Raw genomic sequence first — 25,176 nt, 5'->3', positions numbered from 1 at the left:
TTGGCCAAGATCGCTTGGCCAATCATTGCTTCACACACGTCTTACCGCGTGAACTTCTTGTATTTCACCCGCTTCGGCTCGACCGCATCCGGGCCCAGGCGGCGGATCTTGTCGTTTTCGTAATCCTCGAAGTTGCCCTCGAAGAATTCCACATGGGCGTCGCCCTCGAACGACAGGATGTGCGTGCACAGACGGTCGAGGAAGAAGCGGTCGTGCGAGATGATCACCGCGCAGCCCGCGAAATCCTCGATCGCCGCTTCCAGCGCCTGCAGGGTTTCCACGTCCAGATCGTTCGTCGGTTCGTCAAGCAGCAGCACGTTGCCGCCCGATTTCAGCAGTTTCGCCATGTGAACGCGGTTGCGTTCCCCGCCCGAGAGCTGGCCGACCTTCTTCTGCTGGTCCGCGCCCTTGAAGTTGAACGCACCGACATAGCTGCGGCTGGGCACCGTCGCATCGCCAAGCTGGATCAGCTCCGCCCCGCCCGAGATTTCCTCCCAGACGTTCTTCTCGGCATCCAGCGCATCGCGCGACTGATCGACATAGGCCAGCTTCACCGTGTCGCCGACGACGATCGTGCCCTCGTCCGGTTCCTCGGCGCCGACGATCATCTTGATCAGCGTCGATTTCCCGGCGCCGTTCGGACCGATCACCCCCATGATGCCGCCCGGCGGCAGCGAGAAGCTGAGGTTCTCGATCAGAAGCTTGTCGCCCATGTGCTTCTTGAGGCCCGTGACCTCGATCACCTTGCCGCCAAGGCGCGGGCCGTTCGGAATGATGATCTGCGCCTTGCCGACGCGTTCCTTGACGCCTTCCTCGGCCATCTTGTCGTAAGCCGCGATCCGGGCCTTGGATTTCGCCTGCCGGGCCTTGGCGCCGGCGCGGATCCATTCCAGTTCCTTCTCCATGACCTTCTGCTTGGCCTTGTCCTCGCGGGCTTCCTGTTCGAGCCGCTTGGCCTTCTGTTCCAGCCAGCTCGAATAGTTGCCCTCGTAGGGGATGCCGCGGCCGCGCTCGAGTTCAAGGATCCACGAGGTGATGTCGTCAAGGAAGTAACGGTCGTGGGTGACGCAGAGGATCGTGCCCTTGTAGTCGATCAGGTGCTTTTGCAGCCAGGCGATGGTTTCGGCGTCAAGGTGGTTGGTCGGTTCGTCCAAGAGCAGCATGTCGGGCGCTTCAAGCAGCAGCTTGCACAGCGCCACGCGGCGGCGCTCGCCCCCCGAAAGCGTTGCGACATTGGCATCATCGGGCGGGCAGCGCAGCGCTTCCAGCGCGATATCGACCTGGCTGTCGAGATCCCAGAGGTTTTCGGCGTCGATCTCGTCTTGCAGGCGCGCCATCTCCTCGGCGGTCTCGTCGCTGTAGTTCATCGCCAGATCATTGTAGCGGGCGATCTTGGCGGTCTTTTCGGCGACACCGAGCATGACGTTTTCGCGCACGCTCAGCGACTCGTCGAGTTGCGGCTCCTGCGAGAGGTAGCCGACCTTGGCGCCCTTGGCAGCCCAGGCCTCGCCCTGAAAATCCTTGTCGATGCCCGCCATGATGCGCAAAAGCGTCGATTTACCGGCGCCGTTGACGCCGACGACCCCGATCTTGACGCCCGGCAGGAAGTTCAGACGGATGTTTTCGAAGCATTTCTTGCCACCGGGATAGGTCTTCGAGACGCCATCCATGTGGTAGACATATTGATAGGAAGCCATTGCGCGCACCTTGGGAAAGGGAAGTTTGTGGCTAGATAGGGGAAATGGGGCCTTTGGGGAAGGGGTGAGCCGCCGCAGGCCTGCAGGGGAGAGCTTATGCTGAAAGATCTGCGCAACCTCTATCACGGGCGCTCGAAGCGGGCGCAGCGGTTTCGCTATGCGCTGCTGGGGTTCGATCTGGCGACGATCGTTTTCGTGATCGTGACCTCGTTCCTGCCCGCGGCGCCCTGGGTTCTGGTCGCCGATGTGGCGATCGGTGCGGTGATCGTGATCGATTTCGGCGCGCGGTTCGCGGTCGAGGAGCGCAAGGGCGCGTTCTGGCGGCGGCTCTCGACCTGGGCCGATGTGGTGGCGATGGTGTCGTTTCTGGCGCCGCTGCTGGGGGCAGAGCTTGGCTTTCTGCGCGTCTTGCGGACGCTGCGGCTTTTGCATGCCTATCAGATGCTCGGGCGGCTGCGGCAGGATTTCCGGCTGTTCCGCAAATATGAAGAGGTGATTCTGGCCGCGATCAACCTTGCGGTGTTCCTGTTCGTGATGACCGGGCTGATCTATGCGACGCAGATGGGCCGCAACCCGGATATCCGCCATTACGCCGATGCGCTTTACTTCACCGTGACGACGCTGACGACGACGGGCTTTGGCGATGTGACGCTGAAGGGCACCTCGGGGCGGATGATCTCGGTCGTGGTGATGATCGTTGGCGTGACGCTGTTTTTGCGGCTGGCGCAGGTGCTGTTCCGGCCGCTGAAGGTGCGCCACAAATGCCCGAGCTGCGGGTTGATGCTGCATGACGCCGATGCGGTGCACTGCAAGCATTGCGGCGTGGTGCTGAACATCGCGGACGAAGGGCTGGTGTAGGGGGCTGACCAGGCCGAAGCCCGGGCTGCGCCGCTCACATCCCGCCTTGCGTCTCGGTCGCTTCCTTCGTCACCGCATGGCCCGCGGCCTGCATGTCACGACCCGCGCCCTTGACGGTTTCGCAAGCCCCCAGCGCCAGAACGGCCAGCAGAACGATTGCGCTCTTGTGCATCGGTTTCTCCCTTGCAGATGACAGCGGGTCAACGCGCGGGATCGGCAGGGGGTTCCGTGCGAAAGGGGGCATTTGCCCCCTTTGCGGCGGCTTGGGATCAGGCCCGAACCCGGGTCGATTGCGGGTCGTAAAGCGGCGCGAGGCTTGCCTCGGCGTCAAAGATGCGCCCGGCCACGTCGATCGTATACTGCGAGGCCAGCAGCTCGGCCGCGGTTTCGTCGGGGCGGCAGGGGACGTACCCCAGACCGATCGCCCCGCCCAAGGCATGGCCATAATTGCCCGAGGTCAGCTGGCCGACGATCTTGCCATCGCGCAGGATCGGTTCGTTGTGAAACAGCAGCGGCTCCGGGTCGCGCAGGCGGAACTGCACCATCCGGCGCGACAGACCGCTATCGCGCTTGCGCAGAACCGAGTCGCGGCCGATGAAATCGCCCTTCTCGGTCTTCACCGCGAAACCGAGACCGGCTTCAAGCACATGATCCTCGTCGGTGATGTCATGGCCGAAGTGGCGATAGGCCTTTTCGATCCGGCAGCTGTCCATCGCATGCAGGCCGCACAGCTTCAGCCCGACCTCGGCCCCCGCCGTGACGAGGGTTTCGAACACATGCGCGGCCTGATCGGCGGAGACGTACAGCTCCCAGCCCAGCTCGCCCACATAGCTCACCCGATGCGCCCGGGCGAGGCCAAGGCCGATCTCGATCTCGCGCGCCGTGCCGAACGGATGCGCCGCATTCGACAGATCATCGGGCGAGACGAGGCGCAGCAGATCGCGGGCGCGCGGCCCCATCAGCGGCAGCACGGCCTCGGCGGCGGTGACATCGGTGATCGTCACGAACGCATCCGCCAGATGCTTGCGCAGCCAGACCAGATCGCGTTGCAGCGTCGCGCCCGGCACGACCAGGAAGAAGGCGGTTTCCGAAAGCCGTGTCACCGTCAGGTCGCTTTCGATGCCGCCGTGCGCGTTCAGCATCTGCGTGTAGACGATGCGGCCCGCGGGCACGTCGACATCATTGGCGCAGAGCCGTTGCAGGAAGGCCGCCGCATCGCGCCCCTCGACCCGGATCTTGCCGAAGCTCGACATGTCGAGCAGCCCGACCCCGGTGCGCAGCGCCATATGCTCGGTGCATTGGTTCGCAAACCAGTTCTGCCGCTTCCAGCTCAGGCGATATTCGCGCTCCTGCCCGTGGGTGGCGAACCAGTTCGCCCGCTCCCAGCCCGCGACCTCGCCAAAGACCGCGCCGCGCACTTTCAGATGTTCATGCAGCGGCGAGCGGCGGACGCCCCGGCTCGTTTCCATCTGCCGATAGGGGAAGTGGTCGGCATAAAGCAGGCCGAGGGTCTCGCTGACCCGTTCCTTCAGGTAGCGGCGGTTCTTCTGGAACGGCTGGGCGCGGCGGATATCGACCTCCCACAGATCGAAGGGCGCCTCGCCGTCATGCATCCATTGCGCCAGCGCCATGCCCGCGCCCCCCGACGAGACGATGCCGATCGAGTTGTAGCCCGCCGCCACCCAATAGCCGCGCAGGTTCGGCGCCTCGCCCAGATAGTAGCGATCGTCCGGCGTGAAGCTTTCCGGGCCGTTGAAGAAGGTGTGGATCCCGGCGCTTTGCAGGATCGGCATCCGCGAGATCGCCTTTTCGAGGATCGGCTCAAAGTGATCGACATCTTCGGGCAGCTGATCGAAGCAGAAATCCTCGGGAATGCCGCCCATGCCCCAAGGCTTGGCCTTCGGCTCAAAGGCGCCAAGCAGGATCTTGCCCGCATCCTCCTTGTAATAGGCGCATTCGTCCGGCACCCGCAGCACCGGCAGCTGCGAAAGGCCGGGGATGTTCTCGGTGACGATGTAGAAATGTTCGCAGGCATGCAGCGGCAGCGTCACATCGTTCTGCGCCGCCAGATCGCGGCCCCACATGCCGCCGCAGTTCACCACCAGATCGCAGGCGATATGGCCCTTGTCGCCCTGCGCTTCCCAATCGACCCCGGTCACCTTCCCACCCGCCGTGGTGATCCGCGTGACCTTCACCTGTTCGAGGATCTTCGCCCCGCGCGTGCGCGCCCCCTTGGCCAGCGCAAGGGCGATATTGCCCGGATCGGCCTGCCCGTCGCCCGGCAGATGCACCCCCGCCACGACATCGGCGATGTTCAGATGCGGATAGCGCGCCAGCACCTCTGCGGGCGAAAGCTCGTTCACCTCGACGCCAAAGGCGCGGGCGAGCGCCGCCTGCCGCAGGATTTCTTCGCGCCGTTCCCCGGTCAGGGCGACGGTGATCGAGCCGCATTGCCGAAAGCCGGTGGCAAGGCCGGTCTCGGCTTCCAGCTTCGCGTAAAGGTCGGCCGAGTATTTCGCCAGCCGCGTCATGTTCTGGCTGGCGCGCAGCTGACCGATCAGCCCGGCAGCGTGCCAGGTCGTGCCCGAGGTCAGCTGCTTGCGTTCCAGAAGCACGATATCCGTCCAGCCCAGCCGGGCCAGATGATAGGCGACGGAGCAGCCGGAGATGCCGCCTCCGATGATGACGATGCGGGCTTTGGCGGGGATTTCGGTCATGGGGGCATCCGGTTCTGAAGGGCAGGGGGCGACGATGCCTTCAGAAATCCATCTTCAAAATGAAATTTCAACAAGAAATTTCATTTATGTGTAGATTGTTGGTGGAAATTCCAAATCCGTCCCGGTTCCGGCTTGAGCTTTTCAACCGTGTCCCGCATGGTGGCGCGCGAAAAAGGACAGCTCATGGGCCATCACGTCGGCGAAGATATCCGCGCGCTGCGCAAGACCCGGGGCATGACCCTGGCGCAACTGGCCGCCGCCGTGGGGCGCTCGGTCGGCTGGCTCAGCCATATCGAGCGCGGCCAGACCACGCCTTCGGTGCGCGATCTCGGCCAGATCGCCGAACGGCTCGAGGTGACGCTGAGCTTCTTTTTCCGCTCGTCGGGCCGGGCGCCCGAGGAACAGGGGCTGGTGCTGCGCGCCGCCGATCGCCAGACCATCGGCACCACCGAAAGCGGGCTGGTCGAGGAACTGCTCTCGCCCACTTTGGGCGGTTCGTTCGAGATGATCCGCTCGGTCTTCGCCCCCGGCGCCTCGAGCGAGGGGCCGCGCAAGGCGCGCCCGACCGAAGATGGCGGCGTCGTGATCTCGGGCACGCTGACGCTGATCCTTGGTGAGACCGAGTTTCACCTCGCCCCCGGCGACAGCTTTCAATTCGGGCAGACCGAATATGCCTGGCGCAATGACGGCACCGCGCCCGCGGTGGTGATCTGGATCGTTTCGCCGCCGATCTACTGATCCTTGACCCGTCGCCGTCTTGTCGTCAAACTGTCAGAAAGACGTGACCTTGCCGTGACATTGCCCTGCTAGCGGGTCTCCGGAGGGAGATCACGATGGACCTTGCGACCGATTTCAACCTGTCGATGCCGGTGCCCGAGGCGCGCGGTCCTGCACCCGTGTCGGCGCCCGTCGTCTCGGTCGTGGTTCCCCTGCATGACGAGGCGCCGAACCTGCCGCCGCTGGTTGCGGGCATCCGCGCCGCGCTGACCGGGCTTTGTGCGCACGAGATCCTGCTTGTCGACGATGGCTCGACCGATGACACCCGGGCGGTGGCGCTCGATCTGGCGGCGCAGATCCCCGAGCTGCGGGTGATCGCCCATGCGATTTCGGCCGGGCAGTCGGCGGCCGTCCATTCCGGGGTTCGGGCTGCACGGGGCGCGCTGGTCGCGACGCTCGACGGCGATGGCCAGAACCCGCCCGAGAACCTGCCGCAGCTTCTTGCCCCGCTGCTGGCCCCCGAGAGCGATCCGCAGCTCGGGCTGGTCGCCGGGCAGCGGGTGGGGCGGCAGGATGGGCTGTCGAAACGGCTGGCCTCGCGCTTTGCCAATACGCTGCGGCAGGCGATCCTGCACGATGCCACGCGCGACACCGGCTGCGGCCTCAAGGCTTTTCGGCGCGCGGCCTATCTGGATCTGCCCTATTTCGATCACATGCACCGCTATCTGCCCGCGCTTTTTGCCCGCGATGGCTGGCGCGTCGCCCATGTCGATGTCAGCCACGCGCCGCGGCAGCATGGCCGGTCGAAATACACCAATCTGGCGCGGGCGCTGGTGGGGATCAGCGATCTGATCGGCGTGGCCTGGCTGATCCGGCGCCGCAAGAGGGCGCAGCCTCAGGAATTGCCCCGTGCCGACCGGAGTTGAAGCACTCTGCTCGCCGCGTCGGGCGGTGTCGCTGCCACATCTGGCCCTGATGCTGATCGGCGCCCTGACGCTGTGGCGGTTTGGCTTCGGGCTGTTTGACGCCACCGAGCTTTCGACCGACGAGGCGCAATATTGGGTCTGGGGGCAGGCGCCGAGCCTTGGGGCCTATTCGAAACCGCCGCTGATCGGCTGGCTGATCGGCGCCGTGACCACGGTCTTCGGCGCGTCCGTTGCGACTGTGCGCCTGCCAGCGGTCTTCCTGCATCTGGCTGTGGCGCTGGCCATTTTCGCGCTGGGGCGGCGTCTGGCGACCTCGCGCGTCGCGGCCGTCGCGGCGCTTGGCTATGCCACGGCCCCGGCGGTGACGCTGGGCTCGGCCCTGATGACCACCGACACGCCGCTGCTTCTGGCCTTCGCGCTGGCCTTGATCGCCCAATGCGATCTGGCGCAGGCGCGGGCGCAGGGACGGTCGCAGCCGGGGAAGGCCGCGGCTCTCGGGCTGGCGGTGGCGCTTGGGGCGCTCGCCAAATATGCGATGCTTTACGGTCTTCTGGGCATGGCCTTGGCGGCGGTGCTGTCGCCGCGCTGGCGGATTGGCCGGGGCGATCTGGCGCTTGCGGCGGGGGTCGCGCTCATCGTGCTTGCGCCGCATCTGGTCTGGCTGCTTGATCATGGATTCGTCACCTTCCGCCATCTGTCCGATACCGCCACGGGTCCGGTGCGCGGGCTTGATCCGCTTGAGCCCCTGCGCTTTCTGGCGTCTCAATTCGCGGTTTTCGGGCCGATCCTGTTTCCGGCTGCGGTGCTCGCAGGGGCGCGCCGGTCCGAGGTCGGACTGATCGCGCTTGCCGTCGTGCCGATTGCCATTGTCAGCCTGCAGGCTTTTGGCGGCAAGGCGCTGGCGAATTGGGCGGTGCTGTCGCTTGTGCCTGCCGCGTTGCTGGCGGCACCGCTCTTGGCCGCGCGGCCGCGGCTGCTGGCGGTGTCCCTGACACTGGGCGGGGCGCTGGCGCTGGCCGTGCCCGCCGCCCGCGCTCTTGCGCCCGAGTTGCGCTTGCCCGACGGGCGCGAGGTCTTTGCCCGCTATCTCGGTCATGCGGCGCTGGCAGAGCAGGTCCTTGCGCTTGCCCGCGCGCACGGGGCGCCGACGCTGGTCGCCGCGGATCGGGATTTGCTTGCCGATCTTGCCTGGTTCGGCCGCGACACCCGCCTTGCCCTGCGCGCGGTGCCGCCGCAGGGACGGCCGCGCAACCACTGGGAAATGACCGCGCCTTTCCGCGCCCAGACCGATGCGCTGCCCGTGCTGCTGGTGCAGCGATCCGGCGCCGCGATGCCCTGTCCTGCTGCGCCGGTGCTGGCGCGGATCGCACCGACGACGGGCTTTGCCCGCGGATCGGACGTCACTCTTTCGCTTCTTTCCGACGCCTCCTGCCTTGAAGGACCTGGCCGACCATGATCGACCCGTTGCGTTTTCGTCTTTTCATCGCGCTTTTGCTGGCGGCGATCGTCGCCCAGATGGTTTTCGCACTGTTTCCCGGGCTTGATCTGCGGGTTTCCGCCATGTTCTTCGACGCGACCGGAGCCTTTCCTGCCCATTCCGGTCCCTGGGTGCTGCTGAACGATCTGATCCGCATGGGCGGCGAGGCGCTTGCCTTTGCGATCGTCATCGGCGTCATCGCGGGCAAGATTGGCGGCGTCTTGCGGCAGGCCGAGATGCGCTGCGCCGCCTATCTCGCCGCAAATCTGCTGCTGGCCCCGGGGCTTCTGGTGAACGGGCTGCTCAAGAGCCATGTCGGGCGGGCCCGTCCCGATCAGGTCGCCGAGTTCGGCGGGCTGGCCACCTTTACCCCCGCCTGGCAGGTGACCGATCAATGCGCCCGCAACTGTTCCTTCAGTTCGGGGGATGTCGCGCTGATTGCCACGCTGGTTCTGGGCGGGCTGGTGCTGGCCTGGCCGCATCTTTCCCGGCTGCAAAAGTCGCTCGGGACGCTTGGCGGCCTCGCTCTCGTGCTGGGCACGGGGCTTTTGCGGATCGCGCTCGGGCGGCATTTCCTGTCGGATGTCGTCTTCTCGATGCTGTTCTCGGCCGCGATGGCGCTGGCGCTGTATCCGCTGTTCGGGATCGGCGCCGCGCGGCTCGAGCTGCGCCCGCGCCGCATCGGGCAGGGCGCGCGGCAGGTCTTGCAGCGCACCACAACGCAGTTGATGTCGCGCAGCCGTCCCGTGATGGCATCGGCTGCCAGCAGGCTGCGCGCGACCCTTCCGCCGCAACCGCCGGTCTGAGGATCAGCGCCGCTGGCGGCATTCCCGCTGATGGCGGCGCAACAGATCGACCATCTGTCGGCCGGAAATGAACCCGCCACGCTTGAGTTCCACGATGCTGCATTCGGTGGCGTCAAGCGCTTCGGTATCGACATGCAGGCGTGCCATTGTGCCGATGGCAAGATCGCCGGTGGCGCGTTCCAGATCGACTTTGCGCAGGCGCACGACGCGCGCGACGAGCGCGGCAACCGGAGGCCGAGGTCTTTTCATGAGGTACCTGTAAACTGAACTGAACTGTTTGGCCTCCCTGGAGTACCCTAGAGAATTTGCCAAGGCTCTGTCCATGCTTGGTATTTTCAGATTTCTGCGACAAATGATCCTGCGATCCGGTCGCAGGTTTGTGCAGCAAGACACGCGCCTGACCCGCGTCGGGTCAGGCAACGGTCCGTGACGTCTGCGCGGTCTCAGGCTTCGGTCGGCGCGGTTTTCCGGGCTTTGCGGACCGGCTTCTCCGTTTCGGGCGCGTCCTCGATCGGCGCGTCGGCATCGGTGGGAGCTGCAACGTCCGCGCCGGGCTCGGCGGTCGCGACGGGAGCTTCCACTTTCTGAGCCTTGCGGGATTTCGGTGCCGGTTGCTCGGCCTGCGCCGCGGCGGCGTTCGAGGCAACGAACTCGCGCATGAAACGGCGCAATTCGCGCCCTGCGCTGGTGTCCAGAGCTTCGCACAACTCGAGGAACGCGGTCTTCTCCGCTTTCTCGACCCGGATCACCAGCTGGCTTTCCTTCTTCTTTTCCTTGTTCTTGCCCATCGCAGCCCCCTTCAGATGCAACGGCAATGTAACGACAAAATAGTTGGCGGCAATTGATTTATTGTAACAAATTCATGACATTCGAATGACGCCATCCTGCGGAAATGCGCGCTTGCGTCGCGCCCTTCTGTCATCCGACTTTCATGAAGCGATGTCCCCCTCGGGCCAGTATGACGGATCAAGAGGGACGGGATGAGCAGGATCAGGGCGGTCATCTTCGACTGGGCGGGCACGATGGTCGATTTCGGTGCGCTGACCTCGATCGGCAGTCTCGCCCAAAGCTTTGCGGAATTCGGGCTCGTGCTTGGCACGGCCGATCTGCGCAAGGCGATGGGGATCCGAAAATCGGATCACATTGCCGCCCTTCTGGCCGAGCCGCTGATCGCCGCGCGCTGGCAGGAGGTGCACGGCATTCTGCCCGACCGGGCCGCGGTCGCGCGGCTTCATGAGCATTACGTGACGCGGCAGACTGCGGCGGCGGCGCGAGTGACGTTTGTGCCCGGGGCGCTCGACACGGCTGCATGGCTGCGGGCGGAGGGCATTCGGATCGGGTCGACGACCAGCAGCACGCGCGCGATCATGGGGCGCGTGAGCGCCGCGGCCGCGGCGCAGGGCTATGCGCCTGATACGCTCGTCTGCACCGACGATCTGGCCGAGGGGCGGCCCGGGCCGCTGATGATCTACAAGTGTTTTGCCGATCTTGGCGTCTATCCGCCGCAGAGCGTGATCAAGGTCGATGACACCGAACCCGGCATCGCCGAGGGGCGGGCAGCGGGCTGCATCACCGTGGGCGTGACGCTGTCGGGCAATGAGGCGGGCTTCAGCGCGGCCGAGATCGCTGCCTTGCCCGAAGCGAAACGCAACGACATCCGTCGCCGTGCCCGGGCGCGGTTCAAGGCGGCCGGGGCGGATCACGTCATCGACACGGTCGCCGATCTGCCGTCGCTGATCCAGACCTTCGACGCGCGCGACCTTCCCTGATCGCATCGCTGTTCACGCGGCCCGCGAGACGGTCTTGGCGTGCCCGGTGCCAAGATCGAAGCGCGCGATCGCCTGAGACAGCATCTGGGCGGCGCTCAGAAGCTCGCGTCCCGAATGCGCGGTCCGTTCGACCCCCTCGGCGCTTTTCTGCGTCGCCAGATCCAGAACTTCCGTCGCGGCGGTGACTTCCCCGATGCTCGCCGACTGTTCGCGGCTGACCTGCGCCAGTTCCTGCACATGCCGGACGATCGCCTCGATCACGCCCACGGTGTTGGCAAGGCCCCGATCGGCCTCCGCGACCAGCGTTTCGCCCGCGCCGACATTGCCGCGGGCCTCCATGATCAGCCCCCCGATCTCGGCGGCGGCGGCGGTGGTGCGCTGCGCCAGATCTCGCACTTCCGAGGCGACAACGGCAAAGCCGCGTCCGGCCTCGCCCGCCCGCGCGGCCTCCACGCCCGCGTTGAGGGCAAGAAGGTTGGTCTGGAACGAGATGTCGTCGATCACCGAGATGATCCGCGCGATCGCATCGGACGAGGTCGTGATGCGCGCCATCGCTTCGACCACGCGGTTGACGGCGGCCTGCGCGTTCTGGATGCCGGTCCGCATCTGCTCGGCGCTTTGGGCGGTTTCGAGGGCCCGCTCGGCGCCGGTGCGCGACGCGCCCGCCAGTTCGGTCATCGCAGCGGCGGTTTCTTCCAGCGAGGCCGCCGCCCGGGCCGATTGCGCCGACATCTCGGCCGCCCCGCGGTCCAGATCGGTCGAGGTGGCGAGAATCCCGTCGGTGCTGTGCCGGATCGTCTCGACAAGCTCCGCAAGGCCCGTCAGAGCGGCGTTGAAATTGGTGCGCAGGCTTTCGTACTGCGGCGGGAAGGGGCTTTGGATCAGCGCGGTCAGATCCCCCTCGGCCAGCCGGTGCAACCCGGTTTCGAGCGTGGCGACGATCTGCTGCTGCTCGGCCAGCTGCCGCGCGCGTTCGGCCGCAAGCTCCGCGTCCCGCCGCTTGTGCTCGGCCTCGGCAGCGCGTTCGGCCTCGTGTCGCGCGGTTTCGCGCAGGGCTTCGGCGCGCTCTGCCGCCCGCTCGCGTTCGATCTGCGCCAGCGCCTCGACTTCCCGCTCGGCCGCGGCGCGTCTTGCAGCCTCGGCCAGGCGGTCGTTTTCGGCAAGATTGTCGCGAAAGACGCACAGGGCCTCCTGCATCTCGCCGATTTCGCCGCCCCTGCGCCGCATGTCGTCGAGAACGCTGCGATTCCCCGCAGCAAGGCCCCGGGTCCGCGCGGCGAGGCGGCGCAGCGGGTGCACGATCAGCGCCCGCAGCGAGAGCACGACCAGCACCAGCGCCAGCCCGGCCCCGGCCAGGAGAAGCGAGAAGGTCCGGTCCGTGCGCGCGGCATCGGCGTCCAGACCGCGGATCTCGCCCTCCACCGCATCCAGCACCGCAAGCCCCTTGCGTGTCACCTGGGTCGTGATGTCTTCGGTCGCGGCAAGGGCCTGACCCGACAGGGCCGTCGCCTCCGCGCTGTCGGCCAGAACCCGCTTGCGCAGCGCGACGAGCCCCGTGTCGGGATCCGCCAGCGCCAGAAGCCTTGCGCGCCCTGCGGCCTTGGCCTCGGGCACCGAGCGCGCGACATTCGCGGCCGCTTCGGCGAATTTCCGGCCCCGCGGGGCAAAGGCGGCGGGGTCGCGTTCGGTCAGGATGCGGATGATCTCGGAGCGCAGGCGGATCACATCCTTCGGCTCGTAGGCATTGAAGCCGGTCACCACCGTCTGCAGCACCGAATCGATATCCTTGAGCGCCTGCGCCAGATCCGCTTCGGCGGCCATCCGCGCCGCCAGCATCGCCGCAAGTGCATCCAGCCGGTCGCGCAATCGGGTGAAATGATCCGTCAGTCCCGGCACGGCGGCCACCTCGGGCGCGGTGGCAAAGCGGTCGATCCGGGCGGCGAGAGCGTCGTGGGCCGCCTTGACCGCGGCCGTGTCCGGCGCCTGCAGGATCTGCGCAAAGCCTTGCGGAAGCGCGGAAATCTGCGCAACGAGCGTGCTTGTGCTGCGCAGGTCGGGCACCCGTGTCCGCGTCATCTCTCCCGTCTGGGCGCGAAAGCTTGAAAACCCGTCATGCGAGGTCCAGCCCAGGACCGTGAGCAGCACGGCAAAGAGCGCGGCGCAGAGCCCCACCTGCACGCCGATTCTGCCGAGAAGAGCCCGAATTGTTGCCATGCCGCACCTGATTTGTCGTCACGGTGACAAGTGTTGCGGCAAGGCGTTACTCAAGGCTGAACAACCTTGGGTTGTCATGAAAACTTCATCTTGCCGTTACATCCCGGGGCGCGGTGTCGGGGCGGGTATCCGGACCGCCGCCACAGGCCATCGTTGGCATCGACAGATTTCCTGCGCTTTCCCGCTTGACGCCCCCGCAGGCAGCCGTTACACCCCGCCCCATCGCGCGGTTGTAGCTCAGTTGGTTAGAGTACCGGCCTGTCACGCCGGGGGTCGCGGGTTCGAGCCCCGTCAACCGCGCCACTTTCCCCCTCCCTCTGGACGCTGTTCCTTTCGTGGCGTATCACGCGCCGAACGGAGGACTTCTGATGCGCGACGAGCTGGATGCGAAAACCCTGATCGACACCTTGGGCCAGGCGGCCCGTGCCGCGGCGGCCGAACTGGCCTTTGCCAGCGCCGAGCGCAAGCATGCCGCGCTGATCGCCGCCGCTTACGAGGTTGCCGCCCGCAAGGACGAGATCATCGCCGCCAATGCCGAAGATCTGGCCTATGGTCGCGAAAAGGGCCTTTCCCCCGCGATGATGGACCGGCTGATGCTGGACGAGGGCCGGATTCGCGGCATCGTCGATGGGCTGCGCGCCGTGGCCGAGCAGCGTGATCCGGTGGGCGAAATCATTGCGGAATGGGATCGGCCGACGGGGCTGCATATCCAGCGCGTCCGCACGCCTTTGGGCGTGATCGGCGTGATCTACGAATCGCGGCCCAATGTGACCGCCGATGCCGGGGCGCTGTGTCTGAAGGCGGGCAATGCGGTGATCCTGCGGGGCGGTTCGGAAAGCTTCCATTCCTCGCGTGCCATCCATGCCTGCATGGTCGCCGGGCTGAAGGCGGCGAACCTGCCCGAAGCCGCGATTCAGCTGGTGCCGACCCGCGATCGCGCCGCCGTAGCCGAGATGCTGCGCGCCGTGGCCCATATCGACGTGATCGTGCCGCGCGGCGGCAAGGGCCTCGTGGGTCTTGTGCAGGCCGAGGCGCGGGTGCCGGTCTTCGCGCATCTGGAGGGGATCTGCCACACCTACGCCGATGCCGATGCCGATCTGGACAAGGCGCGGCGCGTGGTGGTGAACGCCAAGACCCGCCGGACCGGGATTTGCGGCTCGATGGAATGCCTGCTGATCGACCGCAAGTTCTACGAAAAGCACGGCGCGGTGCTGATTGAAGATCTGATCGCGAAGGGCGTCGAGATGCGGGTTTCGGCCGATCTCGCGCATATCCCGGGCACCGTTCCCGCCGCCGAGGAGGATTTCGGGCGTGAATTCCTCGACATGATCTGCGCGGCGAAGCTGGTCGACGGGGTGGACGAGGCGATCGCTCATATCCGCCGCTATGGCTCGAGCCACACCGAATCGATCCTGACCGAGAATGACGCCACCGCGGCGCGGTTCTTTGAACGGCTCGATAGCGCGATCCTGATGCGCAATGCCTCGACGCAGTTTGCCGATGGCGGCGAATTCGGCATGGGGGCGGAGATCGGCATCGCCACGGGCAAGCTGCATGCGCGCGGCCCGGTGGGCGCCGAGCAGCTGACCTCGTTCAAATATCTCGTGCGGGGCGACGGGACGATCCGCGCCTAAAGCTGGGCCGGGCGTAAGGCCGGGCCACGCGTAAGGCTCAGAACCGGATTTCGACGCGCGTCTCGGCCACGTCCCAGACGATGCGTCGGCCGTGATGGCCCGCCTCGCGCGGCAAAAGCAGGAACTGCACCTGCGCGGGGGTGACCGTCGCCAGACTGCCCGAGAGCCGCGACCACAGCTCCGGGTCGGGCTTCGTGCGCTTGGCCTGGGCCACGAGACGCCATTCGCCGTCTTCCTCCGAGATCACGACTTCGCCACCCCAGGGCAGCGCGGGCTCGAGGCAGAGGATCGCAAGGAAGATCAGTTTCACCATCCGGCGCGACTGATCGCCCGCCCCGAGCCAGTGGTATTTCACCCGCCCCCCGCGCGAGATTTCTTCAAGCACGCCAAGGATTTCCGAGGTTCCGATCCGCTGGTCGACCGAGGCCTGACCAAAGGCGATGCGGAAGAATTTGATCCGCGCATTGGCCGAGGTGACGCTTTCCGAGATCAGTTGCACCTCGGGGCTGCTGCCCAGACCCGACATCGCCAGCAACTCCACCCCGTTGCCGATCGCCCCCAAAGGGCTGATAAGGTCGTGGCAGAGTCGCGAACCGACAAGGGCGACCAGATCGGCCTCGGAGGGCGCGGTTTCGGGAAGCGGGGCGGTGGCAAAAGCGTCATGAGGCATGAAGGGTCTCCCTTTCGGGGGTCGCCGAAGCGAGGGCAGGATGAACGAGTTTCTGGAACCGGGGATGCTGGTCAAGAACCCCCAGGCCCCGGATTGGGGGCTGGGACAGGTACAGTCGCGCGTGGGCGACAAGGTGACGGTCAATTTCGAACATGCCGGCAAACAGGTGATCGACGGGACACGGGTGCAGCTTGCTCTCGTTATTCCTGACCAAGGTTGATAAAAGGTTAACACCTTTAAAAATGGTTAACACCCGGGCTTCGGGAATGTAACCCCACGTCGCGGCGTGGTTGAACGTGTCTGCCGTCATTGCACCTTCGCGCGCGGACGCATAGACCGGAAGAAGACAGAAGGCATTGATCATGGCGGCAGCACCGCTTTCTTATGAAGTCAGATTGGCGCGCGATGCCCAGGACATTCGGGCATCGCAACGGCTGCGCTACGCCGTCTTCGTGGAGGAATTGGGGGGCGCCGGGCCGCTCATCGACCACGAAAACCGGCTCGAAGCGGATGAATTCGACCCGCTTTACGACCATCTGATGCTGATCGATCCGAGCAAGCCAGAGGATGATCTGGACCGTGTCGTGGCGGCCTACCGGCTGTTGCGCTCGGATCGGGCGGCAGAGATCGGGCGCTTTTATTGTGATGCGGAATATGACCTTGCGCCCTTGCGGGCCTCGGGGCGGCGGCTGCTGGAACTGGGGCGGTCCTGCGTGCATCCCGATCACCGCGGCGGCGCGGCGATGCTGATGCTGTGGAATGCGCTTGCAGATTACGTGCTGGCGCATGAGATCGAAATCCTGTTCGGCGTCGCCTCGTTCCACGGCACCGATGTCGAGACGCTGAAACAGCCACTTGCCTGGCTGCACCACCATCATCTCGCACCCGAGGGGCTGCGCCCGCGCGCCAAGCATTTCCAGAGCATGGATCTGGTGGCGAAAGATGCGCTCGATCGCCGCAGCGCGATGGAGGCGATGCCGAATTTGATCAAGGCTTACTTGCGCTTGGGGGGGTTCGTCGGCGAAGGCGCCTTCGTCGACCGGCCGTTCAACACCACCGATGTCATGCTTTTGATGGATACGCAGGCGATGTCGGAAAAGCACCGGGAATTCTACACGCGACGGGTGGAGGGGAGAGGATGACGCGACCGATCTGGATGGGGGATGAGCCGCCGCCCGACAAGCCCGCGACCCTTGCCGACCGGATGCGTTTGGTCTTGCGGGGCGTGCCGATCGCGACTGCGCTGCTCGTCGGGCTGATCGTCTTGCTGGCGGTGCGGCTGATCGAGCGGCCCCTGCATGGCGAGCACCGGCCCTGGACGCCCGCGATCACCACCGTCGTGTGCCGGATCTGTGTCGCGCTCATCGGTCTGCGCTTCAGCGTGCGCGGCGAACCCATGCGCCACATCGGCGCGGTCGTTGCCAATCACACCGGCTGGCTCGACATCTACACGCTGAACGCCTGTCAGAAATGCTACTTCGTCTCGAAGGACGAGGTGGCGCATTGGCCCTTTGCCGGCTGGCTGGCGCGGGCGACCGGCACCGTCTTCATCCGCCGCGACCCGCGTGAAGCGAAGGCGCAGCAGGCGATCTTCGAGGGCCGCATCCGTGATGGCCATCACCTGCTGTTCTTCCCCGAGGGCACCTCGACCGACGGGATGCAGGTGCTGCCGTTCAAGACGACGCTCTTTGCCGCTTTCTACACCCATGGCCTCGACAAGGTGATGCAGATCCAGCCGGTGACGGTGAATTACACCGCGCCCGAGGGCGAGGACCCGCGGTTTTACGGCTGGTGGCGGGACATGCCCTTTGCAAGCCATCTGATCAAGGTGCTGTCGGCGCCGAAACAGGGCGCGGCGGAGGTGGTTTTCCATCCGCCGCTTGATGTGTCGGATTATCCCTCGCGCAAGGATCTGGCCGCGGCCTGCGAGGCGGCGGTGCGCTCGGGGCTTGTCGCGCGGTCGCGGTAATAGCGCAGCACGGCCAGCCGGATCGCCGTCGCAAGCCCGGTGCCCGGATCGCGGGCCGCGTCGATTTCCCGCGCGGCCTCGTTGATGCCCAGACCACGTTCGGCCGCGAGTTCCTTGAATCCCACCCAGAACTCGTCCTCGAGCGAGACCGAGGTGCGATGCCCGCCCAAGGTCAGCGAATGCTTGCGCGGGGCTTCGCTCACGCCTTGTCCTCTGGTTCATCCTCGCGCCGATGCGCGTCGAGGGTGGCGCGGGCTTTGGCGGCCTCGGCCTCCTCGAGCTTTTTCTGCGCCTTGGTGCGGCCGAATTTGGCGGCATTGGCATCGGCCGCGGCCTTGGCTTCGGCACGGGCGGCTTGCTTGCGGAAACGGTTCAGATTGACGATCTCGGCCATGGCTTATCATCGCATGGCCCCGTCCTTCGCGCAATCCGGGCAATCGTCGCCCGCTTTGGCGGCTTGCCGCCGCCAGCCGCTTGCGGTTCCCTGAACCAAAGAGGAGAGCCGCCATGAGCCTGACCATTGCCCCCGTCACCCCCGCCGACCGCGCCGATTGGGAGGCGCTGTTTCGCGCCTATGCGGCGTTTTACAAGACCGATGCCTCGGGTGCCGAGGCGCGGGTCTGGGACTGGATCCAGTCCGAAACCGAGCCCTACTGGGCCGACATCGCCCGCGATGAAGACGGCACCGCGCTCGGCCTCGTGCAATATTCGCTGATGCACCGCTCGCTTTCGGGCGGGATGGTCGTTTACCTGAGCGACCTGTTCACCGTGCCCGAGGCGCGCGGCAAGGGGGTCGGCCGGGCGCTGATCGAGCATGTCCGGGCCTTTGCCCGTGCGCGCGGCTACACTTCGGTGCGCTGGCTCACGGCGGAAACCAACACCACGGCGCGGGGGCTTTACGACACCTATGCCCCGGCCTCGGGTTTCATCCTCTACACCATCGCCCCCTGAACGGCGCTGCCGCAACATTCGGCCGCAGCGGTCTTGCGAGCGGGGGAGGGGGTGCCTATCTGCCAGATATCCTCTTCAGATCCGCGTGAAATCTCCGCTCATGACGTGCCGATTTGCCATGTGCCGCCCTTGCCTTGTCCGCATTCCCCAAAGGGTGCGGGCATGAGCCGGATGTCGGGCCCCGCCGCGCGTGCCCGGGCGCGGGCCGTTGCCGCGAAGCTGCGCGCGCGTCTGTCGCGCAAGCCCCGGCCCGAGCGGCTGTCGGATCTGCTGACCGAGCTGGCCGAGGATCAAAGCCGCGACCGCATCGCGCTGTCCGATCTGCTTACGCGGCTCAGCGTGCGCGCCTTTGGCCCGCTTCTGGTGATCTTTTCGCTGCCGAATGTGCTGCCGACGCCGCCGGGCACTTCGGCCGTGCTGGGGCTGCCGCTGATCTTCCTGACCTTTCAGATGCTGATCGGCGGGCCGCCGTGGTTTCCCGCCTTCATCGCCAAACGCTCGATCGCGCGGGCGGATTTCGCGCGTCTGGCTGCCTTTGTCGTGCCGCGCCTGACCCGGGCGGAAAAGATGCTGAAACCGCGGCTGGGCTTTCTGTCCTCGCGCTGGGCCGAGCAGGCGCTGGGGGCGCTGGCCCTTGTGCTGGCGATCATCCTGACGCTGCCGATCCCGCTCGGCAATATCGGCCCGGCCTTTGCGCTCGCCTTGATCGGCATCGGTCTTTTCGAGCGCGACGGGCTTTGGGTGATGGCCGGGGTGACGGCAGGGCTTGGGGCGCTCGCGCTGGTGCATGGGGTGATCTGGGCGATGATCGCCGCCGCCGCGCATGTGCTGCAAACCTGGTCCTGATCGGCTGAGATGAAAAAGGCCCCCGTCGCGGCGGGGGCCTTTTCAGTTCGATAGCCTTGCGATCACTTCGGCAGGATGCGCACGCCGCCCTTGGCCGCTGAGGACGCGAACATCGCATAGGCCTTGAGCGCGGTCGACACATGGCGCGGACGGGGGGCAGCGGGGGCCCAGGGCAGCGGGCCCTTGGCGGCGCGGCGGGCGGCGAGCGTTGCCTCGTCCACCGCCAGATGGATGGTGCGGTTCGGAATGTCGATCTCGATCACGTCGCCGGTTTCGACAAGCCCGATCAGCCCGCCTTCCTCGGCCTCGGGCGAGACGTGCCCGATCGAGAGCCCCGAGGTGCCGCCCGAGAAGCGGCCATCGGTCAGCAGGGCGCATTTCTTGCCCAGCCCCTTCGATTTCAGATAGCTGGTCGGATAGAGCATCTCCTGCATGCCCGGGCCACCGCGCGGGCCCTCGAAGCGGATCACCACCACTTCGCCCTCGATGACCTTGCCGGTCAGGATGCCGGACACCGCATCGTCTTGGCTTTCAAAGACTTTCGCCGGGCCGGTGAACTTGAGGATCGACTCGTCCACGCCCGCGGTCTTCACGATGCAACCGTTTTCCGCGATGTTGCCAAAGAGCACCGCCAGACCGCCGTCCTTGGTGAAGGCGTGCTCGACCGAGCGGATCACGCCGCCCTTGCGGTCGCGGTCCAGCTCCTTGTAGCGGTTCTGGGTCGAGAAGGCTTCGGTGGTGCGCACGCCCCCCGGTGCGGCGCGGTAGAACGTGTCGACGGCGGGATCGTTCGCCACCATCACGTCCCATTTCGCAATCGCCTCGGCGATGGTCGCCGAATGCACGGTTTTCGCATCGCCATGCAGCAGACCGCCGCGCAGCAATTCGCCAAGGATCGCCATGATGCCGCCCGCGCGGTGCACGTCTTCCATATGCACGTCCTGTTTCGCCGGGGCGACCTTGGACAGGCACGGCACCTTGCGCGACAGCCGGTCCATGTCGTCCATGGTGAAATTCACCTCGCCTTCATGGGCGATGGCGAGCAGGTGCAGCACGGTGTTGGTCGAGCCACCCATCGCGATATCAAGGCTCATCGCGTTTTCGAACGCCTCAAACGTGGCGATGTCGCGCGGCAGCAGGCCCTTTTCCTCGCCCTCATAGTGGCGCTTGGTGATCTCGACGATCTTGCGCCCGGCTTCAAGGAAGAGCGCCTTGCGGTCGGCATGGGTCGCCAGCATCGAGCCGTTGCCCGGCAGCGCCAGCCCCAGCGCCTCGGCCAGACAGTTCATCGAATTCGCGGTGAACATCCCCGAGCACGAGCCGCAGGTGGGGCAGGCGGCTTTCTCGATCGCTTCGACCTGTGCGTCGGTGTAGCTGTCGTCGGCGGCCACGACCATCGCATCGACCAGATCAAGGTCATGGTCGATCACGTCGGAACTGATCTTGCCCGCCTCCATCGGCCCGCCCGAAACGAAGATCACCGGGATGTTGAGCCGCATCGCCGCCATCATCATGCCGGGCGTGATCTTGTCGCAGTTCGAGATGCAGACCATCGCGTCGGCGCAATGGCCGTTGACCATGTATTCGACCGAATCCGCGATCACTTCGCGCGAGGGCAGGGAATAGAGCATGCCGTCATGGCCCATCGCGATGCCGTCATCGATGGCGATGGTGTTGAATTCCTTGGCGACACCGCCCGCGGCTTCGATCTCGCGCGCGACCATCTGGCCGAGGTCCTTCAGGTGGACGTGACCCGGCACGAACTGGGTGAAGGAGTTGACGACGGCGATGATCGGCTTGCCGAAATCGCCGTCGGTCATGCCGGTGGCACGCCACAGGCCACGGGCACCGGCCATGTTGCGGCCATGGGTCGATTTGCGGGAACGGTAATGGGGCATCGGATGTCTCCGGGCTGGCATTGGCTCGCGCCGTTCTAGCGCAGCCGGGGCGGAAAGCCAATCGCTGCGGCAGGGAACGATTTCGTGCCTGCCGCGTTGGGGAACAGGTGCGTCGGAAAGCCCCGCACCCAAGCGGAGTGCGCCATGATCCTCGAGACCCGTTTCCCCCCGATCCCGCGTTTTCCGGCCGGTGCCGCCGAGCAGATTTGCGTTGTGGTCAATTCCGGCTCCGGAACCGGCGCCTCTGAGCGGATCGCGGCGCTGCACGCCGCCTTCGAACGGCATTTTCCGCAGGGCGGCTGGACGCTGCTTTCGGGCGGGCCGGAAAAGATCGTGCCCAACACCCGCGCCGCGCTGGCGCAGGGGGTTGGCACCCTCGTCGCCTGCGGCGGTGATGGCACGATTTCGGCCGTTGCCGACACGATCCACGGCGCCGGGGTGCGGCTCGGGGTCATTCCGACCGGCACCTTCAATTTCTTCGCCCGCGGTCTGGGCATTCCCGAAGACATCGACGCCGCGGTGGCGGTGCTCGCCGGGGGCACGGCGCGCGCGGTGCAGGCGGGGCTGGTGAACGACCGGCTGTTTCTGAACAACGCCTCGATCGGGCTTTACCCCCGCATCCTGCGCGAGCGCGAGGCGATCTACCGCCGCTGGGGCCGCTCGCGCCTTGCGGCGCATTGGTCGGTGCTGCGCACGATGCTGGTCGCACCGGGCGGCATGTGGCTGACGATCGAGGGCGCCACCGGCACAAGGCGGGTGCATTCGCCGCTCGCCTTCGTGATGAACAGCCCCTATCAGCTTGATTTCCTGGGCATTGCCGGGGCGGGGCGCTTGCGCGCGGGCGAGCTGGCGCTGCTTCTGGCGCCGGAAACCAGTCTGCGCGCGATGCTGACGGGGGCGCTCAAGCTGGGCATGGGCTGGGCCGAGCGGCATGTCGATTACCAGATCGACTTCGGCTCCGCCTTCACCATCACCCCGGCGAAGCCGCGGCTTTTGACCGCCCGCGATGGCGAAAGGTCCGAGATGGCGACGCCCTTGCACTACCGCGCCCTGCCCGAGGGGCTGACGGTGATCGGCCCCGAGCTCAGTGCCCGCGCGGGCGCGGCCGAGGAGCAGGGCGGGCTTGCCGAAACCGTGGTCGACGCGCTGGCGGAGGGGATTCCGGCGTGATCCGGCTGTTGCACCTTTCGGATCTGCATTTCGGGCGCACCCATCCCGAGCTGATCGCGCCTCTGGTGGCGGCGGTGCAGCGGCTGGCGCCCGATCTGGTGCTGCTTTCGGGCGATATCACCCAGCGTGCCCGGGAGGCACAGTTCCGTCAGGCGCAGGCCTTTCTGGACCGGATCGAGCGGCCCTGGCTTGCGGTTCCGGGCAATCACGACATTCCGCTCGATCGGCCCGTGCTGCGGTTCCTGCGCCCCTTTGGCGGCTATCGCGCCGCGATCTGCGACGACCTCTACCCGGTGCGGGAGCTGCCGGGGGTGACGGTGCTTGGCTTCAACACCGCGACGCCGCGGCATTGGCAGGCGGGCCGCATTCGCCGCGGCGGCTTCGCGACGCTGCTCGCGCGGGTGCGCAAGGCCGTGCAGGCGGGGCGACAGGTCGTGGTGGTGGCGCATCACCCGTTCACCCAGCCCGACGACAGCGACAAGACCCTGCTTGCGGGCGCCGCGGACGCGCTGGAGGCGATGGCCGAAGCCGGGGTGGGGATGCTGTGCACCGGGCATCTGCATCTGTGGCGCACGCAGCCCTTCGTCACCCGAGAGGGCGCGGCGCGCGTGCTGCAGCTGCAGGTCGGCACCGGTCTTTCGACCCGCGAACGCGGCGAGCCGAATGATTTCGGCGTGATCGATCTGGCGCCGGACCGGGCCGAGATCACCCGCTTCACCCCCGCGGGCGTGGTGGGCTTTGCCCGCGCCGGGCGGGTGGTCTTCGCGCGGGCAGACGGGCTCTGGCGGCGGACGGACGAGATCCGGCCCGCCGCCCGCCCGATGACCTGCCGCGCCGGTTAGGCGTCGATCCGCTCGATCGCCATCGCCGTGGCTTCCCCGCCGCCGATGCAGAGCGTCGCCACCCCGGTTCTCAGCCCATGCCGTTGCAGCGCGGCAAGCAGCGTCACCAGCACCCGCGCGCCCGAGGCACCGATCGGATGCCCCAGCGCGCAGGCGCCGCCATGCACATTGACCCGTTCATGCGGCAGGTTCAGCACGGTCATCGCCGCCATGGCGACGACCGCGAAAGCCTCGTTCACCTCGAAAAGATCGACCGCCCGCAGGTCAAGATCGAGCTTTTCCGACAGTTTCGACAGCGCCCCGATCGGCGCGGTCGGAAACAGGTTCGGCTTGTCGGCATGGGTCGCATGGCCCAGCACCCGGGCGAGCGGCGTCAGCCCGCGGGCCTCGGCCTCGGAGGCGCGCATCAGCACCAGCGCCGCCGCCCCGTCCGAGATCGACGACGAATTCGCCGCCGTCACCGTGCCGCCCGGCCGGAACGCGGGTTTCAGCGTCGCGATCTTGTCCATCCGCGCCTTGCCGGGCTGCTCGTCGGTGTTGACCGTGACTTCGGTCTTGCCCGAAATCACCACCGGCGCGATTTCCGCCGCGAAAGCCCCGCTCGCAATCGCCGCCTGCGCCCGGGTCAGCGAGGTGATCGCATAGCCATCCTGCGCCGCGCGGGTGAAGCCGAACTCCTCGGCGCAATCCTCGGCAAAGGTGCCCATCAACCGGCCGCGGTCATAGGCATCCTCGAGCCCGTCCAGGAACATGTGATCCATCACCTGCCCATGCCCGAGCCGCAGCCCGCCGCGCGCTTTCGGCAGAAGATAGGGGGCATTCGTCATGCTCTCCATGCCGCCCGCCAGCACCACCTGCGCCGAGCCCGCGAGCAAAAGGTCGTGGCCGAACATCGCCGCCTTCATCCCCGAGCCGCACATCTTGTTGATCGTCGTCGCCCCCGCAGCAAGCGGTAGTCCGGCTTTCAGCGCCGCCTGCCGTGCCGGGGCTTGACCCTGACCTGCGGGCAGGACGCAGCCCAGGATCACCTCGTCGACCGCCTCGGCCGGAAGACCCGCCCGCGAAAGCGCCGCGCGAAGCGCCACCGCGCCCAGATCGGCGGCCGCCAGATCGGCAAACGCGCCCTGAAAGCCGCCCATCGGCGTGCGGGCCATGCCCACGATCACCACCGGATCCGTCATCATCTCCCCCCTCATTTCGCGGCCATCCGCAGGGCGCCATCCAGCCGCAGCACCTCGCCGTTCATCATCTGGTTTTCGCAGATATGGCGCACCAGCGCGGCATATTCCGCGGGATCTCCCAGCCGGTTCGGGAAGGGCACCGAGGCGCCCAGATTGTCCTGCACCTCCTGCGGCAGGCTCGCCATCATCGGTGTGCGAAATATGCCGGGCGCCACCGTCACGACGCGGATGCCATGCCGGGCGAGTTCGCGCGCGGCCGGAAGGGTCAGCGCCGCGACGCCGCCCTTGGACGCGGCATAGGCCGCCTGTCCGATCTGCCCGTCAAAGGCCGCGATGGAGGCCGTGTTGACGATCACCCCGCGCTCGCCGCCCGGGCCGGGGGCGTTTTTCGCCATCGCCTCGGCGGCCAGACGCAGCATGTTGAAGGTGCCCACAAGGTTCACCGTCACCGCGCGGGCAAAACTGTCGAGCCGATGCGGCCCCTCGCGGCCCAATATCTTTTCGCCCGGGGCAATGCCCGCGCAATTGACCAGCGCATCGAGCCGCCCGAAGACCGAAATCGCCAACTCGATCGCGGCGGTGCCGTCGGCTTCCTGCGTGACATCGGCGCGGCAAAACCGCGAGATGGCGCCGAGGTCCGAGGCCATCGCCATGCCCGCCTCGGCGTTCAGATCGACGATCACCACCTTGCCGCCATTGTCCGCAACCATCCGCGCGACCGCGGCACCGAGCCCCGAACCGCCGCCGGTGACGACAAAGACCTTGCCTGAAATCTGCATCCTCTCCTCCCTTTCCCTGACGTCAAATCCTATCGGGGGCGGGGTCTCTGGCAAC

General features: G+C 66.6%; 26 protein-coding genes and 1 tRNA gene. 15 read left to right on the top strand and 12 right to left on the bottom strand.

Annotated features, from left to right (window positions below; all coding sequences use genetic code 11):
- Positions 1–41: 41 nt before the first annotated feature.
- Entirely contained in the window at positions 42–1,697 is a 1,656-nt protein-coding gene (gene ettA / locus C8J30_RS15085; protein WP_110806667.1) for an energy-dependent translational throttle protein EttA, read from the bottom strand.
- A gap of 96 nt (positions 1,698–1,793) precedes the next feature.
- On the opposite strand from ettA, the gene C8J30_RS15080 reads away from it, so the two are divergent.
- Complete coding sequence (locus C8J30_RS15080; RefSeq protein WP_110806666.1) at positions 1,794–2,555, top strand: ion transporter; 762 nt, start codon at positions 1,794–1,796, stop codon at positions 2,553–2,555.
- A gap of 34 nt (positions 2,556–2,589) precedes the next feature.
- On the opposite strand, the gene C8J30_RS15075 is transcribed toward C8J30_RS15080, so the two are convergent.
- Complete coding sequence (locus C8J30_RS15075) at positions 2,590–2,727, bottom strand: entericidin A/B family lipoprotein (protein WP_110806665.1); 138 nt, start codon at positions 2,725–2,727, stop codon at positions 2,590–2,592.
- Between the two features lie 97 nt (positions 2,728–2,824).
- Positions 2,825–5,272: a GcvT family protein gene (locus C8J30_RS15070; protein ID WP_110806664.1), complete on the bottom strand. Its 2,448-nt coding sequence runs from the start codon at positions 5,270–5,272 to the stop codon at positions 2,825–2,827.
- 183 nt (positions 5,273–5,455) lie between these two features.
- On the opposite strand from C8J30_RS15070, the gene C8J30_RS15065 reads away from it, so the two are divergent.
- The 4 genes from C8J30_RS15065 (at position 5,456) to C8J30_RS15050 (ending at position 9,198) form a co-directional block, all read left to right on the top strand.
- Positions 5,456–6,010, top strand: coding sequence for a helix-turn-helix domain-containing protein (locus C8J30_RS15065; protein WP_110806679.1), 555 nt, complete (start codon positions 5,456–5,458; stop codon positions 6,008–6,010).
- A gap of 95 nt (positions 6,011–6,105) precedes the next feature.
- Positions 6,106–6,915, top strand: coding sequence for a glycosyltransferase family 2 protein (locus C8J30_RS15060; RefSeq protein WP_245909844.1), 810 nt, complete (start codon positions 6,106–6,108; stop codon positions 6,913–6,915).
- Positions 6,899–8,371 (top strand): ArnT family glycosyltransferase, encoded by a 1,473-nt coding sequence (locus tag C8J30_RS15055; RefSeq protein ID WP_146227933.1) that lies wholly within the window; start codon positions 6,899–6,901, stop codon positions 8,369–8,371. Before C8J30_RS15060 ends, C8J30_RS15055 begins: the two co-directional genes overlap by 17 nt.
- Complete coding sequence (locus tag C8J30_RS15050) at positions 8,368–9,198, top strand: phosphatase PAP2 family protein (RefSeq protein ID WP_110806662.1); 831 nt, start codon at positions 8,368–8,370, stop codon at positions 9,196–9,198. Before C8J30_RS15055 ends, C8J30_RS15050 begins: the two co-directional genes overlap by 4 nt.
- A 3-nt stretch (positions 9,199–9,201) precedes the next feature.
- On the opposite strand, the gene C8J30_RS15045 is transcribed toward C8J30_RS15050, so the two are convergent.
- Together C8J30_RS15045 and C8J30_RS15040 are read right to left on the bottom strand one after the other, a co-directional pair.
- Positions 9,202–9,447 (bottom strand): hypothetical protein, encoded by a 246-nt coding sequence (locus C8J30_RS15045; RefSeq protein ID WP_110806661.1) that lies wholly within the window; start codon positions 9,445–9,447, stop codon positions 9,202–9,204.
- A 194-nt stretch (positions 9,448–9,641) separates the two neighbouring features.
- Positions 9,642–9,986: a hypothetical protein gene (locus C8J30_RS15040; protein WP_146227932.1), complete on the bottom strand. Its 345-nt coding sequence runs from the start codon at positions 9,984–9,986 to the stop codon at positions 9,642–9,644.
- Between the two features lie 192 nt (positions 9,987–10,178).
- Here C8J30_RS15040 and phnX point away from each other — a divergent pair, with 192 nt between their 5' ends.
- The gene (gene phnX / locus C8J30_RS15035; RefSeq protein ID WP_110806659.1) at positions 10,179–10,967 is read left to right on the top strand and encodes a phosphonoacetaldehyde hydrolase; all 789 of its coding nucleotides are present in this window, start codon (positions 10,179–10,181) and stop codon (positions 10,965–10,967) included.
- Positions 10,968–10,979: 12 nt separating this feature from the next.
- Here the strand turns inward: phnX and C8J30_RS15030 are convergent, their stop codons facing one another.
- Positions 10,980–13,145 (bottom strand): methyl-accepting chemotaxis protein, encoded by a 2,166-nt coding sequence (locus C8J30_RS15030; RefSeq protein WP_110806658.1) that lies wholly within the window; start codon positions 13,143–13,145, stop codon positions 10,980–10,982.
- Between the two features lie 262 nt (positions 13,146–13,407).
- Between C8J30_RS15030 and C8J30_RS15025 the strand changes: the two genes are divergently transcribed.
- Positions 13,408–13,484: transfer RNA gene (locus tag C8J30_RS15025), tRNA-Asp, on the top strand.
- Positions 13,485–13,549: 65 nt separating this feature from the next.
- Entirely contained in the window at positions 13,550–14,815 is a 1,266-nt protein-coding gene (locus C8J30_RS15020; protein ID WP_110806657.1) for a glutamate-5-semialdehyde dehydrogenase, read from the top strand.
- Between the two features lie 37 nt (positions 14,816–14,852).
- On the opposite strand, the gene C8J30_RS15015 is transcribed toward C8J30_RS15020, so the two are convergent.
- Entirely contained in the window at positions 14,853–15,485 is a 633-nt protein-coding gene (locus C8J30_RS15015; RefSeq protein WP_110806656.1) for a histidine phosphotransferase family protein, read from the bottom strand.
- A gap of 40 nt (positions 15,486–15,525) precedes the next feature.
- Between C8J30_RS15015 and C8J30_RS15010 the strand changes: the two genes are divergently transcribed.
- The 3 genes from C8J30_RS15010 (at position 15,526) to C8J30_RS15000 (ending at position 17,454) form a co-directional block, all read left to right on the top strand.
- Complete coding sequence (locus C8J30_RS15010; RefSeq protein WP_110806677.1) at positions 15,526–15,705, top strand: DUF3553 domain-containing protein; 180 nt, start codon at positions 15,526–15,528, stop codon at positions 15,703–15,705.
- A 142-nt stretch (positions 15,706–15,847) separates the two neighbouring features.
- On the top strand, positions 15,848–16,627 hold the full coding sequence (locus C8J30_RS15005; protein ID WP_110806655.1) for a GNAT family N-acetyltransferase: 780 nt from the start codon (positions 15,848–15,850) through the stop codon (positions 16,625–16,627).
- Entirely contained in the window at positions 16,624–17,454 is an 831-nt protein-coding gene (locus C8J30_RS15000) for a lysophospholipid acyltransferase family protein (RefSeq protein ID WP_110806654.1), read from the top strand. Before C8J30_RS15005 ends, C8J30_RS15000 begins: the two co-directional genes overlap by 4 nt.
- Here C8J30_RS15000 and C8J30_RS14995 read toward each other — a convergent pair.
- On the bottom strand, positions 17,379–17,657 hold the full coding sequence (locus tag C8J30_RS14995) for a ribbon-helix-helix domain-containing protein (protein WP_110806653.1): 279 nt from the start codon (positions 17,655–17,657) through the stop codon (positions 17,379–17,381). The genes C8J30_RS15000 and C8J30_RS14995 overlap by 76 nt on opposite strands.
- The gene (locus C8J30_RS14990; protein ID WP_110806652.1) at positions 17,654–17,848 is read right to left on the bottom strand and encodes a DUF4169 family protein; all 195 of its coding nucleotides are present in this window, start codon (positions 17,846–17,848) and stop codon (positions 17,654–17,656) included. Before C8J30_RS14990 ends, C8J30_RS14995 begins: the two co-directional genes overlap by 4 nt.
- Positions 17,849–17,961: 113 nt before the next feature.
- On the opposite strand from C8J30_RS14990, the gene C8J30_RS14985 reads away from it, so the two are divergent.
- Both C8J30_RS14985 and C8J30_RS14980 read left to right on the top strand, forming a co-directional pair.
- The gene (locus C8J30_RS14985) at positions 17,962–18,405 is read left to right on the top strand and encodes a GNAT family N-acetyltransferase (protein ID WP_110806651.1); all 444 of its coding nucleotides are present in this window, start codon (positions 17,962–17,964) and stop codon (positions 18,403–18,405) included.
- 162 nt (positions 18,406–18,567) lie between these two features.
- Positions 18,568–19,251: an exopolysaccharide biosynthesis protein gene (locus C8J30_RS14980; RefSeq protein WP_110806650.1), complete on the top strand. Its 684-nt coding sequence runs from the start codon at positions 18,568–18,570 to the stop codon at positions 19,249–19,251.
- A gap of 62 nt (positions 19,252–19,313) precedes the next feature.
- Here the strand turns inward: C8J30_RS14980 and ilvD are convergent, their stop codons facing one another.
- Positions 19,314–21,149 carry a dihydroxy-acid dehydratase gene (ilvD, locus tag C8J30_RS14975; RefSeq protein WP_110806649.1) on the bottom strand — a complete coding sequence of 612 codons (1,836 nt, stop codon included), beginning with the start codon at positions 21,147–21,149 and terminating at the stop codon, positions 19,314–19,316.
- Between the two features lie 144 nt (positions 21,150–21,293).
- Here ilvD and C8J30_RS14970 point away from each other — a divergent pair, with 144 nt between their 5' ends.
- Together C8J30_RS14970 and C8J30_RS14965 are read left to right on the top strand one after the other, a co-directional pair.
- Positions 21,294–22,319: a diacylglycerol/lipid kinase family protein gene (locus C8J30_RS14970; protein WP_110806648.1), complete on the top strand. Its 1,026-nt coding sequence runs from the start codon at positions 21,294–21,296 to the stop codon at positions 22,317–22,319.
- Positions 22,316–23,161, top strand: a complete 846-nt coding sequence (locus C8J30_RS14965; protein ID WP_181420905.1) for a metallophosphoesterase family protein — start codon at positions 22,316–22,318, stop codon at positions 23,159–23,161. The genes C8J30_RS14970 and C8J30_RS14965 overlap by 4 nt, the downstream gene beginning before the upstream one ends.
- Here C8J30_RS14965 and C8J30_RS14960 read toward each other — a convergent pair.
- Both C8J30_RS14960 and C8J30_RS14955 read right to left on the bottom strand, forming a co-directional pair.
- Positions 23,158–24,345, bottom strand: coding sequence for an acetyl-CoA C-acyltransferase (locus C8J30_RS14960; RefSeq protein WP_110806646.1), 1,188 nt, complete (start codon positions 24,343–24,345; stop codon positions 23,158–23,160). The genes C8J30_RS14965 and C8J30_RS14960 overlap by 4 nt on opposite strands.
- Positions 24,346–24,353: 8 nt before the next feature.
- Positions 24,354–25,121 carry a 3-hydroxyacyl-CoA dehydrogenase gene (locus tag C8J30_RS14955; protein ID WP_110806645.1) on the bottom strand — a complete coding sequence of 256 codons (768 nt, stop codon included), beginning with the start codon at positions 25,119–25,121 and terminating at the stop codon, positions 24,354–24,356.
- Positions 25,122–25,176 lie beyond the last annotated feature (55 nt).

Origin of the sequence: Rhodobacter viridis (genome assembly GCF_003217355.1) — a bacterium.
Taxonomy (GTDB): domain Bacteria; phylum Pseudomonadota; class Alphaproteobacteria; order Rhodobacterales; family Rhodobacteraceae; genus Rhodobacter; species Rhodobacter viridis.
Note: the sequence above shows the minus strand (reverse complement) of the source record. Positions and strands in the feature narration are given on the sequence as shown.

What these genes read in the sequence shown, in the direction of transcription:
- ettA (WP_110806667.1), bottom strand. Translation starts at nt 1,697, where the DNA reads ATGGCTTCCTATCAATATGTCTACCACATGGATGGCGTCTCGAAGACC.
- C8J30_RS15080 (WP_110806666.1), top strand. Translation starts at nt 1,794, where the DNA reads ATGCTGAAAGATCTGCGCAACCTCTATCACGGGCGCTCGAAGCGGGCG.
- C8J30_RS15075 (WP_110806665.1), bottom strand. Translation starts at nt 2,727, where the DNA reads ATGCACAAGAGCGCAATCGTTCTGCTGGCCGTTCTGGCGCTGGGGGCT.
- C8J30_RS15070 (WP_110806664.1), bottom strand. Translation starts at nt 5,272, where the DNA reads ATGACCGAAATCCCCGCCAAAGCCCGCATCGTCATCATCGGAGGCGGC.
- C8J30_RS15065 (WP_110806679.1), top strand. Translation starts at nt 5,456, where the DNA reads ATGGGCCATCACGTCGGCGAAGATATCCGCGCGCTGCGCAAGACCCGG.
- C8J30_RS15060 (WP_245909844.1), top strand. Translation starts at nt 6,106, where the DNA reads ATGGACCTTGCGACCGATTTCAACCTGTCGATGCCGGTGCCCGAGGCG.
- C8J30_RS15050 (WP_110806662.1), top strand. Translation starts at nt 8,368, where the DNA reads ATGATCGACCCGTTGCGTTTTCGTCTTTTCATCGCGCTTTTGCTGGCG.
- C8J30_RS15045 (WP_110806661.1), bottom strand. Translation starts at nt 9,447, where the DNA reads ATGAAAAGACCTCGGCCTCCGGTTGCCGCGCTCGTCGCGCGCGTCGTG.
- C8J30_RS15040 (WP_146227932.1), bottom strand. Translation starts at nt 9,986, where the DNA reads ATGGGCAAGAACAAGGAAAAGAAGAAGGAAAGCCAGCTGGTGATCCGG.
- phnX (WP_110806659.1), top strand. Translation starts at nt 10,179, where the DNA reads ATGAGCAGGATCAGGGCGGTCATCTTCGACTGGGCGGGCACGATGGTC.
- C8J30_RS15020 (WP_110806657.1), top strand. Translation starts at nt 13,550, where the DNA reads ATGCGCGACGAGCTGGATGCGAAAACCCTGATCGACACCTTGGGCCAG.
- C8J30_RS15015 (WP_110806656.1), bottom strand. Translation starts at nt 15,485, where the DNA reads ATGCCTCATGACGCTTTTGCCACCGCCCCGCTTCCCGAAACCGCGCCC.
- C8J30_RS15010 (WP_110806677.1), top strand. Translation starts at nt 15,526, where the DNA reads ATGAACGAGTTTCTGGAACCGGGGATGCTGGTCAAGAACCCCCAGGCC.
- C8J30_RS15005 (WP_110806655.1), top strand. Translation starts at nt 15,848, where the DNA reads ATGGCGGCAGCACCGCTTTCTTATGAAGTCAGATTGGCGCGCGATGCC.
- C8J30_RS15000 (WP_110806654.1), top strand. Translation starts at nt 16,624, where the DNA reads ATGACGCGACCGATCTGGATGGGGGATGAGCCGCCGCCCGACAAGCCC.
- C8J30_RS14990 (WP_110806652.1), bottom strand. Translation starts at nt 17,848, where the DNA reads ATGGCCGAGATCGTCAATCTGAACCGTTTCCGCAAGCAAGCCGCCCGT.
- C8J30_RS14985 (WP_110806651.1), top strand. Translation starts at nt 17,962, where the DNA reads ATGAGCCTGACCATTGCCCCCGTCACCCCCGCCGACCGCGCCGATTGG.
- C8J30_RS14980 (WP_110806650.1), top strand. Translation starts at nt 18,568, where the DNA reads ATGAGCCGGATGTCGGGCCCCGCCGCGCGTGCCCGGGCGCGGGCCGTT.
- ilvD (WP_110806649.1), bottom strand. Translation starts at nt 21,149, where the DNA reads ATGCCCCATTACCGTTCCCGCAAATCGACCCATGGCCGCAACATGGCC.
- C8J30_RS14970 (WP_110806648.1), top strand. Translation starts at nt 21,294, where the DNA reads ATGATCCTCGAGACCCGTTTCCCCCCGATCCCGCGTTTTCCGGCCGGT.
- C8J30_RS14960 (WP_110806646.1), bottom strand. Translation starts at nt 24,345, where the DNA reads ATGATGACGGATCCGGTGGTGATCGTGGGCATGGCCCGCACGCCGATG.
- C8J30_RS14955 (WP_110806645.1), bottom strand. Translation starts at nt 25,121, where the DNA reads ATGCAGATTTCAGGCAAGGTCTTTGTCGTCACCGGCGGCGGTTCGGGG.